The organism is Streptococcus sp. HMSC073D05, assembly GCF_001812015.1.
Classification (GTDB): Bacteria; Bacillota; Bacilli; order Lactobacillales; family Streptococcaceae; genus Streptococcus; species Streptococcus parasanguinis_D.
Genome location: NZ_KV807500.1, coordinates 30,621 through 43,107 on the forward strand (window position 1 = coordinate 30,621; position 12,487 = coordinate 43,107).

Below are 12,487 nucleotides of genomic sequence, written 5' to 3' on the forward strand. Positions count from 1 at the left end.
TTTAAGGAGACAAAAATGTCAATTACTGCTGCAGATATTCGCCGTGAAGTAAAAGAAAAAAATGTTACTTTTATTCGCTTGATGTTCTCTGATATTTTGGGAACTATGAAGAACGTCGAAATTCCAGCTACCGATGAGCAACTGGACAAGGTTCTTTCAAACAAAGCCATGTTTGATGGTTCTTCTATCGAAGGATTTGTCCGTATCAACGAGTCAGATATGTATCTTTACCCAGATTTGGATACATGGACAGTCTTCCCTTGGGGAGATGAAAATGGTAGCGTAGCTGGCTTGATCTGTGACGTCTATACGACAGAAGGAGAACCATTTGCAGGAGACCCACGTGGCAACTTGAAACGTGCCCTTCGTCATATGGAAGAACTTGGATTCAAATCCTTTAACCTTGGACCAGAACCGGAATTCTTCCTCTTCAAGTTGGACGAAAATGGAGATCCAACTCTTGAAGTAAACGACAAAGGTGGCTATTTTGACTTGGCTCCAACAGACCTTGCAGATAACACTCGTCGTGAAATCGTCAATGTCTTGACCAAGATGGGCTTTGAAGTTGAAGCCAGCCACCACGAAGTAGCTGTTGGTCAGCATGAAATTGACTTCAAATATGACGAAGTTCTCCGCGCTTGTGACAAGATCCAAATCTTTAAACTTGTCGTGAAAACTATCGCTCGTAAACACGGCTTGTATGCAACCTTTATGGCCAAACCAAAATTTGGAATTGCCGGATCAGGTATGCACTGTAATATGTCTCTCTTTGACCAGGATGGCAACAATGCCTTCTTTGATCCGGAAGATCCACGTGGAATGCAATTGTCAGAAACAGCTTATCACTTCTTGGGTGGTTTGATCAAGCATGCCTACAACTTTACAGCCGTGACCAACCCGACTGTCAACTCTTATAAACGTTTGGTTCCTGGATATGAAGCTCCCGTTTATATCGCTTGGGCAGGTCGCAACCGTTCCCCATTGGTACGTGTGCCAGCATCACGTGGTATGGGAACTCGTTTGGAATTGCGCTCCGTAGACCCAATGGCCAATCCTTATGTAGCCTTGGCAGTCTTGCTTGAAGTTGGGCTTCACGGGATTGAAAATAAAATCGAAGCACCTGCTCCGATCGAAGAAAATATCTATGTGATGACACCGGAAGAACGTAGAGCAGCTGGAATTACAGATCTCCCTTCTACCCTTCACAATGCCTTGAAAGCCTTGACAGAAGACGAAGTGGTGAAAGCTGCCTTGGGTGAGCACATCTACACCAGCTTCCTTGAAGCCAAACGAATCGAATGGGCAAGCTATGCGACCTTCGTATCTCAATGGGAAGTAGATAACTATTTAGATCTTTATTAAGAAACAAGAGTAAAGAGGCTAGGACAAAAGTCCTAACCTCTCAATTATTTTTGGATTGTCGAGCAAGACGCAGTGCTTGAGTGGGCTCTACTACGCTGATTTCATCAGCTTTTACAGCCCTACTCAACTGTGCGGAGGCGGGACAAAGAAATCGAATTCTAACGAATTACCGATTTCTGTCCCCCTCTCTTTTTGATCCTCAAAAAGTCACTATAAAACCAGTTGAAACAGAGGTCTCAACTGGTTGTTTTGTTAATTTTCGTCATCTGGTGTGAGAATCATTGGGATAATGATAGGTTCACGTTCCGTGCTCTCGTATAAGAATGGGCGAAGAGCATTGACAATCGCACCATTGACAGTTTGGATATTGGCATCTTTGTTCTTCAAGGCGATACGAATAGCGTTGAAGAGAATGCGTTGGCTTTCACGGATCAGATCTCCTGATTCACGCATGTAGATAAAACCACGGCTCAAGATGTCTGGTCCAGCCAGGATCATCTTCGATTTGAAGTCGACAGTCGCAACGGCAAGCACGACACCGTCTTCAGAAAGGTCTCTCCGGTCACGAAGGACAGCAGCCCCGATTTCACCGATGCGGTTTCCATCGACATAGATATCTTGAGCATTGAAGCTTCCTGCGATCCGAGCAGAGTTGGCTGTTAGAGCGAGGACATCACCATTACTCATGATGAAGATATTGTCTTTTTCAACTCCGCAATCACGCGCAAGTCCTGCGTGGATCTTCTGCATCCGGTATTCACCATGGACAGGCATGAAGTATTTTGGTTTGATCAAGCGGAGCATAAGTTTTTGTTCTTGTTGCCCCCCGTGTCCAGAAGTATGGATGTTGTTGATCTTCCCGTGGATGACATCGACACCCGCTTCTGAAATAGTATTGATCAATTTATTCACACTGGTTGTATTACCAGGAATCGGACTAGAAGAGAAGATCACGGTATCTCCTGGTTGGAGTTGTACTTGGCGGTGCGTTCCGTTGGCAATCCGAGAGAGGGCTGCCATTGGCTCTCCTTGGCTTCCTGTACACATGATCAGGATTTCATTGGCCGCATAGTCTTTGATCTCATTTGGCTCGATAATGGTTCCAGCAGGGACCTTGATATAGCCAAGTTCGATTCCATTGACGATGGCTTTTTCCATCGAGCGTCCAAAGACGACGATCTTACGACCGGTCTTAACAGCGGCCTCAGCAGCTTGTTGGAGACGGAAGATATTCGAAGCAAAGGAGGCAAAAATGATGCGCCCATGGATGCCTTCGATGATCTTCATGATGGATTGGCCAACCACTTTTTCAGAGTTAGTAAAGGTTGGGATTTCCGCGTTGGTTGAGTCTGAAAGCAGACAGAGAACGCCTTCTTCACCAAGGGCCGCCATACGATGGAGGTCAGCCGGTTCTCCAACAGGTGTGAAGTCAAATTTGAAGTCTCCGGTACAGACAATCTTTCCTTGAGGGGTGTGAATCACAATCCCTAAAGGTTCTGGAATCGAGTGAGTCGTACGGAAGAAGGTTGCTTTAAGATTTTTAAATTGAAGCTCAGTGTTTTGGTTGATTTCGTAGAGTTTGGCATCACGAAGAAGACCGTGCTCTTCTAATTTTCCACGGATCAAGGCAAGTGCCAAAGGTCCAGCGTAGATAGGGACATTGGCTTGCTTCAAAAGGAAAGGAATCCCACCGATGTGGTCTTCGTGTCCGTGGGTAATGAGGACCGCTTTGACGCGATCGATATTGTCAACGATATAAGAGTATTCTGGGATTACATAGTCGATCCCAAGGAGGTCATCTTCTGGAAATTTGATCCCGGCATCGACAATGATGATTTCATCTTGGTATTCGATCCCGTAGGTATTTTTTCCGATTTCTCCAAGTCCACCAATGGCAAATACACCAACTTCTTCAGGTTTTAAGGTATAAGCCATGGATTAGTACTCCGTTAGTTCAAAAGCACCTGACTCTTTCTCGTAAGCAAGGTGTTGCTCAGAAAGTGGTGTGATAAATTCAATGTTGAAATCTGTGTTTGCTTCAACCAATTGACGAGCTTGGATGCGTCCTTCGCGTTCATTTGGTGCATCAATATCGAGATAAAGTGCATGCGTGGTTTCACGACGAGGGTTGCGGTCTTTTGTTTCCTGATAAAAAACTTTGTAAATCATGAAGTAATTTTCCTTTCATTATTTCGGTCTATTTGTTAGCTACGAAGGAGTGCAATCACTAGAGTTTCCTACTCGCAACTAGTGGACCTGATTCGATACAATTAATTATCATTATATCATAAATTTGCCTGTAAGTAAAAGATAGACTGGAAAAATCAGAGAGGCAAAGGGCTATAATAGAGAAGCTTTTGAGCGGTTTTGGATATGAAAATCCTGCGCTCTAAGGGAGAGTTTCGCTGGGATTTGAAGGGAATTTGTAGTATAATATAATCCAGTTCAAGAGGAGTGGGAAATGAAATTATTAGCATTTGATACCTCGAGTAAGGCTCTTTCTGTAGCGATTTTAGAAGATGAGACTCTACTTGCAGAAACAACATTAACTATTAAAAAAAATCATAGTATCACCTTGATGCCGGTCATCGATTTTTTGATGCAACAAATTGACTTGACACCCAAGGACTTGGACCGCATCGTGGTGGCAGAAGGTCCTGGGAGTTACACTGGACTGCGCATTGCGGTCGCAACCGCAAAGACCTTGGCTCATACTTTAGGGATTGAATTGGTCGGGGTTTCGAGCCTCTTAGCCCTAGTGCCAGATGATCTAGAAGGTTTGGTAGTGCCTGTCATGGATGCCCGTCGGAACAACGTTTATGCAGGTTTTTACCAAAATGATCAGCTGGTCACACCAGAAGGGCATTTTCCATTTGAGGAAGTCCTAGAGCGTGCAGCGACGAGTGAGCAGGTCACCTTTGTCGGAGAAGTCACGGCCTTTAAGGAGCAGATTGCCTCTAACCTGCCAAGTGCTGCTTACTATGAAACCTTGCCAGATGCAGTGAAAATCGGACGTCTCGGTCTCAAACAAGCGCCTGCTAGCCTCCATGATTTTGTCCCTCATTATCTCAAACGGGTCGAAGCAGAGGAAAATTGGCTCAAAGACCACACGGAAACAACGACCTCTTACATCAAGCGCCTATGATGAAAGGAACAATCAGGAAAGGGAGCAGCCAGGATGCGGCCGCCATTCTCGCTGTGATGGAAGATGTCTATGAAGCTAGTCTCTGGAAGTTGGAGCAGATTGAAGCTGATTTAGAGCAGGAATCGATCTTCTATTTCCTAGCTGTGGATGAGAGGCAAGTCCTTGGATTTGTCGCCATTCAAGAGACTCTCTATGAAGCAGAGGTCCTACAGATTGCGGTCAAGCTCGCCTTTCAAGGCCAAGGCCTAGCTCAGCAGTTACTCGCGCAGTTGCCGGACCAAAAAGAGATTTTCTTAGAAGTGCGCGTGTCCAATCAACCGGCCCAAGGCCTATATAAAAAAATGCACTTTGAAGAAATTGCACGGAGGAAAAACTACTATCACGATCCCATAGAGGATGCTGTGATTATGAAGAGGAACCCGAATGAAAGATAGATATATTTTGGCTTTTGAGACATCTTGTGATGAGACCAGCGTGGCTGTCTTGAAAAATGACGACCAACTCTTGTCCAATGTCATTGCCAGTCAAATCGAAAGTCACAAGCGTTTTGGTGGGGTGGTGCCTGAGGTAGCCTCTCGTCACCATGTGGAAGTCATCACCGCTTGTATTGAAGAAGCCCTGGAAGAAGCTGGCATCACAGAAGCCGATGTCACAGCTGTAGCTGTCACCTACGGTCCAGGCCTGGTTGGAGCTCTCTTGGTAGGCCTAGCAGCAGCCAAGGCCTTTGCCTGGGCGCACGGACTCCCTTTGATTCCTGTCAATCATATGGCAGGGCACTTGATGGCCGCTCAAAGCGTCGAGCCCTTAGAATTTCCACTTTTGGCCTTGCTGGTGAGTGGAGGACATACAGAACTAGTCTACGTCAGTGAAGCTGGTGATTATAAGATCGTCGGAGAGACCCGTGATGATGCTGTCGGAGAGGCTTATGACAAGGTCGGGCGCGTCATGGGCTTGACCTATCCAGCAGGACGTGAGATTGATCAGCTGGCCCACCAAGGGGCTGATATCTACGATTTCCCTCGGGCCATGATCAAGGAAGACAATCTGGAATTCTCTTTTTCAGGGCTCAAATCAGCCTTTATCAATCTGCACCATAATGCCGAGCAAAAAGGTGAAAGTCTCTCCAATGCAGACTTGTCTGCAAGCTTTCAGGCAGCCGTATTAGACATTCTCATGGCCAAGACCAAGAAGGCTTTGGAGAAATATCCAGTCAAGACTCTAGTCGTCGCTGGTGGGGTCGCAGCCAACCAAGGTCTTCGTGAACGCTTGGCTTCTGACATCACAGATGTTAAGGTCATCATTCCGCCTCTTCGTCTCTGCGGGGACAATGCAGGGATGATCGCCTATGCCAGCGTCAGCGAATGGAACAAAGAAAACTTCGCAGGTTGGGACCTCAATGCCAAACCAAGCCTAGCCTTTGAAGGAATTGAATAAGAAAAAGGAGCCAATTGGATGTGCAAGGTCCAATGGCTTTTTTGCTAGGATCTCACCAACTAGTAGCGGATTTGCGAGTCGAAAGAAAATTCGGTATGATAGAAGGAATGAAAGATTGGTGAGGGAAGGGATAATAAAGCTTTCTCTCTCATTGGTCCTTTTTCAACCTTTTTTCTTGTGTTATAATAGAGGTTAATGATTCAGAAAGGAGTGAGAGAGTGGAAAAAGATTTTTGGCAGGGGGTGAGGGACGCGCTACCGACGGCTTTGGGCTATATCAGTATTGGCCTTGCTTGTGGTGTGGTGGCGTCTCCCTATTTTTCTCCTTTGGAGATGGCCTTGATGAGTGTATTGGTCTATGCTGGGGCGGCCCAGTTTGCGATGATCTCTCTGATTGCGGCTCATTCTTCGATATTGAATATGGCCTTGACGGTGTGTTTGATCAATCTCCGTAATATGTTGATGAGTCTGCATACGTCGTCTGACTTTAAGGATGCTGGTCTCGCTCATACCATCGGGATTGGAAGCCTCCTGACCGATGAGAGTTATGGGGTCTATTTGAGTGAGAAGCTAAAGACCGATCGGATTACAGTTCCTTGGATGCATGGGAACAATCTAGTAGGCTATGTGGCCTGGATCAGTGCGACGGTTATCGGAACAGCTCTAGGGTCTCTCCTACCTGATCCAAAGGCTTTTGGACTTGATTTTGCTTTAGTGGCTATGTTTATTGGGATTTTTGCAGCCCAGTTTCAAGGAATGCAACTGACAGAAAAGACCAAGACCATGCTCTTGGTGCTATTAGCAGTAGCAGTGAGTTTCTTTCTCTTACTCTTTTTTGTTTCGCAACCGCTAGCAGTGCTAGCTGCGACCTTGATCGGCTGTTTTGTGGGGGTGGTCTGTGATGCGCGTGAATAGTTATATCTTCATGGCCATTCTGGCCTCAGCCCTCGTTACCTGGATTCCTCGGATCTTGCCCTTCCTATTAGTCAAATTCAAGGGACTGCCGGCTCCTGTAACCCGCTTTCTCAAATACCTGCCTATTTCCATTATCTTTGCCTTGGTTTTATCAAGCTTAGTAGATGGAAAAATTGGAAGTCTCCCGCAGCTCCACTGGTTGGACATAGTAGTGACCATTCCCAGTCTCTTTGTAGCCTTTCGTTACAAAAACCTTATGGGAACCGTTTTGTTTGGAATTGTCTTGATCGCCCTATTACGATTGGTGTTTTAAATAGAAAAATATGTTACAAAAAAATTACAATTGTTACAAAAAAACTTGATTTTTGTAACAATTGGAGTATAATGGGAGTCAGAAAGATAAAGAGGTGATCTTATGAAAAAATCAATCTTCCGTTGGAGCGCCGCTGTTCTGGTGGCTGCTTCACTTGGTCTAGCTCTCGGTGGTTGTGGTGCAAAGGATAAAAAGACAGCTTCCTCATCCGCAAAAGCTTCTACCAGCAAGGTAGAGAAAAAAGCTAAAAGTAATAGTAAAAAGAGTGCAGCATCTTCCTCTCAGGCAAACAATACAGCTAGCTCTTCGACTCAAGCAAGTAGCGCGACAGCTTCAAAAGACTCTGGTAAGACTGAGAATGCGTCTACTACGACGCAAGCTACTGTCCCTGCAGAATTGGTGGGAACTTGGGTAGGATCTAGCCCACAAGCAGATGCGATTAAAATGACAGTGGACGCCAATGGAGATGTGACAACAGTTGTTAGCTTCAAAAATGATAGCGAACCGACTCGGACAGCGACCTATACAGCAAGAGCAGTAAAAGCAACAGGCAATATATACTATTGGGAGTCAGAAGGATTGGATGGAGCTGATGCCTTGCTTCCTGGGATCACAGGGCTAGGTGTAGCCAACTTCCGACTGGAGCCAGGTTTTGTCTTAGAAGAAGGCCATTATACCCCGATTGTTTTCACAGCGCCTGTCAATACAGAATTTGACTACACCAAATACAATGATTTCCGTTTTTCATTAACCAAAGAACAATAAAAAGACGAACTCGATGGAAAATCGAGTTCGTTTCAGATTGAAGACAAAGTCATTTTAAAAACTTTCCTTAGGTGAGTACGGACGTCAGCGAACTTCTTCGAAGTTCCATGACTAATTATTGAGCCTAAGGTCTCAATAATTCCGAGTGCCTGAAACAATAACATTTCAGGCACTTTTCTCACAGCGGAAAGTTTTGGTATTTTCTTAATTCATCCTAAGAATTGGACCACATTTATATTTCTTTGTAGAATTACTTAACTTATTTTACTTTAAAATAGTTGGTCATCATTCTAAAACTAGCTCGAAAATCGAGTTCGTTTTTTAGTAATGAGGGCTCCCTGCTACCCAACCGGTGCAGAGGGCGGATGTGATATTAAAACCGCCTGTATGGGCATTGATATCGAGGACTTCTCCTGCAAAGTGGAGTCCAGGAACTAGCTTACTCTCCAGAGTTTTCGGATTGATTTCTTTGAGGCTGACGCCACCCTTGGTCACAAAGGATTTGGCTAGAGACATCTTCCCAGTGACGGGGATAGGCATCTCTTTGATCTTTTGGATGAGCTCTTCTGTCTGATTAGGAGTGAGTTGCTTGGCTTTTTCAGGGAATCCTTGCGCCAAGAAATCAGCTAATCGTTCAGGAAGCAGGGCTTTGAGGCTATTTTTAATGGCCTTTTCTCGATGCTCTTCTAGAAAGTCTTTTAACTCTTGGGAAGAAGTGGTCGGAAGGAGGTCTAGAGATAAGATTTCCCCGCCTTTAACAAAGCTGGACATCCGAAGGGCTGCAGGGCCAGAAAGACCGAAATGTGTAAAGAGAAGGTCGTGTGTGATGATGTGTTTGCCGTAGCTGAGGGTCACATCTGTCAGAGAGATGCCTTGGAGGGCCTTGTGTGGAAAATCTGTCAAAAGAGGACTTTCTGCCGCTTCGAGATCGGTGATGGTGTGTTTAAAGTGGCGGGCAATTTCGTGTCCGTAGCCAGTAGAGCCGGTAGAAGGGTAGGATTTGCCTCCAGTCGTAACGATCAGCTTATCAGCTGTCCAAGTGTTTTCAGCTGATTTGACGATGAAGACGTCTTCTGGCTTGGTGACAGAGACCACTTCACAGTTGGTGGCAATGCTAGCACTAAGCTCAAGAATCTTATTTTCTAAGGCTTGAATAATGGTGCGAGATTGATCACTAACAGGAAAGACCCGGCCATGGTCTTCGACTTTTAACTTGACGCCATTATCGGTAAAAAATTGGATGATATCATGATTATCAAATTGGGAAAACACACTGTAAAGGAAACGGCCATTTCCAGGGATACCGGCCATCAAATCGTCTAAGGTCCCGTTGTTTGTGACATTACAGCGCCCCCCTCCGGTACCTGCAAGTTTCTTACCCAGCTTTTTATTTTTTTCGATCAGTAGCGTAGGTTGGCCATAAGAGGCGCTGGCAATGGTCGCCATCATACCTGCTGGGCCACCGCCGATGACAATGGTGTGAAAATGAGTCATGTCGTTCTTCCTTCTTTTGTTTCTTTCATGATTTGCTTTGTCCATTATATCATTTTATGGACGGCTTCGGAAAATGAAGGAATCAAAAAAACAAGCATCTTTCGATGCTTGCTTTTGAATGATTCTTCGATCAACTTATTACATGATTCCAAGGAAGTAACGGATGAAGAAGAAGGCAAGGACAGCACCAACAAATGGAGCAGTACCTGGTACAAGAAGACCATATTGCCAGTCGTTGTTTACTTTATCTTTGATTGGCAAGATTTGGTAAGCGAAACGAGGTCCAAGGTCACGCGCTTGGTTCATCGCGAAACCTGTAGTACCACCAAGACCCATACCGATAGCCCAAACGATCAAACCAACAGTGAATGGAAGCATTGCTTCGTTGGCGTGTTCAGCAGCCATGATAGATGTCAAGAAGATAAATGTTGCGAACGCTTCGACGAAGTAGTTACGTGGAAGGTTACGGCAGTTAGGGTTAGTTGAGAAGATGTTACGGATAGCAACACCATCAATTTGACCTTCAGAAATCTTGAAGTGATCAGCATACATAAAGTAAGCAATCAAAGCTCCAAGGAAGGCACCGATCATTTCAGCGATTGCAATTGGGAAGAATTGAGCGATTGTCAATTTACCAAGAAGGACTTTCAACAAAGCCATAGCAGGGTTCATTGAAACGCCGCCAAAGACGAACAAGCAGACAGTGATACCGAATGCCCATGTAGTGATCGCGAATAAGTGTCCAGTTCCAGCATATTTTGTTTTCTTCAAAACGTCGTCACAGTGTACGCCAACCCCGAAGATAATCATCAAAGCTGTACTCATAACTTCTGCAAGTAATTGATGTGTCATGTTAATTAATGTCTCCTAAATTAATAAATGTATTTTTGTAATTGGTGATAAACTTCTTGAATCGGCAACTGCATCTCCGTAGCAATACGCTGACAGTCTTCGTATTCAAGTGTTTTTTTAGTGGTAGATCCGTACTGGTTAATTTTTACCGTAACGGGTCCAAATTCCGTATCGATTTGTTCAAATCGACGTTGCATGACCTTTCGGTCGACTTGTTGGTATCGAAAACCAATGGTACTGGTTTCTTTGAACAAGAGGGCTGAAAAATCTTCCAACTGACTTCCTTGAATCAAGAGAATCAATTCAAAGCCAGGGCGATTCTTTTTCATAACGACGCTACGATAGTAGACATCTAAAGCTCCAGCGTCCAGGAAACGGTGGATAATATAACCAAGTTGCTCTGGTGTTTGATCATCGATCGTAGTGGTGATCTCAATAATTTGATCTTCCGTGCGATGAACAACAGTGGTGCTGTGAGAGGTGTCTTCTTTCAATAGCGAACCACGTAAAGCATTGAATTTTCCAGTCTCTCTTTTACCAAATCCATATCCCACACTTTCGATGGAAAGGTGAGAGGGGATTGGTTCAAAGATTGGTGACAATGCTTTAAGGAGGGCTAACCCTGTCGGAGTAATCAACTCCGTTTTAACTGTGAAGTCTTGAGTAATCGGAATAGTCGTTCCTTTTCTCAACTGCATCACAGCGGGAACCGGAACAGGCATTTCTCCATGGGCAACTGAAATGGTCCCACTTCCCTCAGTGAGAGGAGTAGAGTAAACTGTATCGATACCGAGCGATTCCACTAGGATGAAAAAGCTAACGATGTCGACAATGGAGTCAATTGCACCAATTTCATGGAAATGAATCTGTTCGACAGGCATGTTATGCACAGCTGCTTCGGCCTTTGCGATATCAAGAAAGACTTCAAGACTTTTTTCTTTCACAAAAGGACTCAACTGTGAAGCGGCAATCAAATCGTGGATATCCGCATAACTGCGAGCATCCGCGTGGGAATGGTGATGATGGTGTTCATGATCGTGATGATGTTCGTGATCATGATGGTGTTCGTGATCATGATGATGTTCGTGATCATGATGATGTTCGTTATCATGATGATGTTCATGATCATGATGATGTTCATGATCGTGATGGTGTTCGTGATCGTGATGATGTTCGTGATCGTGATCGTGATCGTGATCGTGATCAAAATCACCTTCAATCCCCGTATCTTTCTCCCCGTGGTGAAGGTGAACATCGAAATCAGTTCCCCAAATTGCGCTTTTTGCGACGCGATGAACGTGGAGGTGGAAACCATCCACTCCCAGTTTCTCGAGTTTTGTGTGAAGAAGGTCGACATCTGCCCCAAGGTCCACAAGAAGACCATTGAGCATATCGCCACTTATTCCAGAAAAAGGTTCTAAAAATAGACTGGTCATCAGTTTTCCTTTCGATTGTGGTTGAGTCGATTGATCATACATGCTGAATAAGCTGCACCAAATCCGTTATCAATGTTGACGACCGTTACACCAGAAGCGCAAGAGGTCAACATACTCATCAAGGTTGTTAGCCCTTGAAGGTTGCTTCCGTATCCAATGCTGGTCGGAACGGCAATAACGGGGACATCCACAAGGCCTCCTACGACACTGACAAGAGCTCCTTCCATACCGGCAATCACGATGATCACACTGGCTTTTTGGATCTCTTCTAAGCGATTGAAGAGGCGATGGATGCCGGCGACTCCCACATCATAGATTCGGCGAACCGAATGGCCAAAGGTTTCTGCAGTGACTGCAGCTTCTTCTGCAACAGGAACATCACTTGTCCCTGCTGTGACGACCGCAATGTAGTGTTCAGGATCGGCTTCTTCCTTTTTAGAGTTGAGAACGAAGCAGCGGGCTTCTGGATAATAGTGGCCAGTCGGAAAGCGCTGAGAAAGAGCCTCTCCCTTTTGGAGAGAGACTCTTGTTGTGAGGATCGGCAATTCTTTTTGTGAAAGAAATTGCAGGATTCCTTCCATTTGCTCAACTGTCTTTCCTTCGCCGTATACGACTTCAGGGAAGCCGTTGCGACGTTGCCGGTCAGTATCAATTGCTGCATACCCTAGTTCTTTAACCCCGTTGATTTGCTCCAGCGCATCCTCAACTGAGAGATGGCCTGCTTGCAAAGAACGGAGTGTCTGTTCTAGATTGGGTTGAAAATCCATGTTTG

13 protein-coding genes are annotated in these 12,487 nt (G+C 45.1%); 7 read left to right on the forward strand and 6 right to left on the reverse strand.

Annotated features, from left to right (window positions below; all coding sequences use genetic code 11):
- Window positions 1-15: 15 nt before the first annotated feature.
- Window positions 16-1,362 (forward strand): type I glutamate--ammonia ligase, encoded by a 1,347-nt coding sequence (gene glnA / locus HMPREF2832_RS09520; protein WP_003008870.1) that lies wholly within the window; start codon window positions 16-18, stop codon window positions 1,360-1,362.
- Between the two features lie 252 nt (window positions 1,363-1,614).
- Here the strand turns inward: glnA and rnjA are convergent, their stop codons facing one another.
- Window positions 1,615-3,297, reverse strand: coding sequence for a ribonuclease J1 (gene rnjA, locus HMPREF2832_RS09525; protein WP_070507023.1), 1,683 nt, complete (start codon window positions 3,295-3,297; stop codon window positions 1,615-1,617).
- Between the two features lie 3 nt (window positions 3,298-3,300).
- Window positions 3,301-3,531: a DNA-directed RNA polymerase subunit epsilon gene (locus HMPREF2832_RS09530; RefSeq protein ID WP_003008866.1), complete on the reverse strand. Its 231-nt coding sequence runs from the start codon at window positions 3,529-3,531 to the stop codon at window positions 3,301-3,303.
- Between the two features lie 292 nt (window positions 3,532-3,823).
- Here HMPREF2832_RS09530 and tsaB point away from each other — a divergent pair, with 292 nt between their 5' ends.
- The 6 genes from tsaB to HMPREF2832_RS09560 all read left to right on the forward strand — a co-directional run bounded on the left by tsaB (window position 3,824) and on the right by HMPREF2832_RS09560 (window position 7,933).
- Window positions 3,824-4,507, forward strand: a complete 684-nt coding sequence (gene tsaB / locus HMPREF2832_RS09535; RefSeq protein ID WP_070507026.1) for a tRNA (adenosine(37)-N6)-threonylcarbamoyltransferase complex dimerization subunit type 1 TsaB — start codon at window positions 3,824-3,826, stop codon at window positions 4,505-4,507.
- Entirely contained in the window at window positions 4,504-4,941 is a 438-nt protein-coding gene (rimI, locus tag HMPREF2832_RS09540; RefSeq protein WP_070507029.1) for a ribosomal protein S18-alanine N-acetyltransferase, read from the forward strand. Before tsaB ends, rimI begins: the two co-directional genes overlap by 4 nt.
- Window positions 4,931-5,941: a tRNA (adenosine(37)-N6)-threonylcarbamoyltransferase complex transferase subunit TsaD gene (gene tsaD / locus HMPREF2832_RS09545; protein ID WP_070507032.1), complete on the forward strand. Its 1,011-nt coding sequence runs from the start codon at window positions 4,931-4,933 to the stop codon at window positions 5,939-5,941. The genes rimI and tsaD overlap by 11 nt, the downstream gene beginning before the upstream one ends.
- A 218-nt stretch (window positions 5,942-6,159) precedes the next feature.
- The gene (locus tag HMPREF2832_RS09550; RefSeq protein WP_070507035.1) at window positions 6,160-6,855 is read left to right on the forward strand and encodes an AzlC family ABC transporter permease; all 696 of its coding nucleotides are present in this window, start codon (window positions 6,160-6,162) and stop codon (window positions 6,853-6,855) included.
- Window positions 6,842-7,168 (forward strand): AzlD domain-containing protein, encoded by a 327-nt coding sequence (locus HMPREF2832_RS09555; protein WP_186823076.1) that lies wholly within the window; start codon window positions 6,842-6,844, stop codon window positions 7,166-7,168. Before HMPREF2832_RS09550 ends, HMPREF2832_RS09555 begins: the two co-directional genes overlap by 14 nt.
- Window positions 7,169-7,270: 102 nt before the next feature.
- Window positions 7,271-7,933 carry a hypothetical protein gene (locus HMPREF2832_RS09560; protein ID WP_049497117.1) on the forward strand — a complete coding sequence of 221 codons (663 nt, stop codon included), beginning with the start codon at window positions 7,271-7,273 and terminating at the stop codon, window positions 7,931-7,933.
- Between the two features lie 321 nt (window positions 7,934-8,254).
- Here the strand turns inward: HMPREF2832_RS09560 and HMPREF2832_RS09565 are convergent, their stop codons facing one another.
- The 4 genes from HMPREF2832_RS09565 to larB all read right to left on the reverse strand — a co-directional run bounded on the left by HMPREF2832_RS09565 (window position 8,255) and on the right by larB (window position 12,482).
- Window positions 8,255-9,427 (reverse strand): aminoacetone oxidase, encoded by a 1,173-nt coding sequence (locus HMPREF2832_RS09565; RefSeq protein ID WP_049497119.1) that lies wholly within the window; start codon window positions 9,425-9,427, stop codon window positions 8,255-8,257.
- 138 nt (window positions 9,428-9,565) lie between these two features.
- Window positions 9,566-10,279: a D/L-lactic acid transporter LarD gene (gene larD, locus HMPREF2832_RS09570; protein WP_024056458.1), complete on the reverse strand. Its 714-nt coding sequence runs from the start codon at window positions 10,277-10,279 to the stop codon at window positions 9,566-9,568.
- Between the two features lie 20 nt (window positions 10,280-10,299).
- Complete coding sequence (gene larC / locus HMPREF2832_RS09575) at window positions 10,300-11,715, reverse strand: nickel pincer cofactor biosynthesis protein LarC (RefSeq protein ID WP_083306351.1); 1,416 nt, start codon at window positions 11,713-11,715, stop codon at window positions 10,300-10,302.
- A complete protein-coding gene (gene larB, locus HMPREF2832_RS09580) occupies window positions 11,715-12,482 on the reverse strand; it encodes a nickel pincer cofactor biosynthesis protein LarB (protein WP_049497124.1) in 768 nt (255 codons plus the stop codon). The genes larC and larB overlap by 1 nt, the downstream gene beginning before the upstream one ends.
- Window positions 12,483-12,487 lie beyond the last annotated feature (5 nt).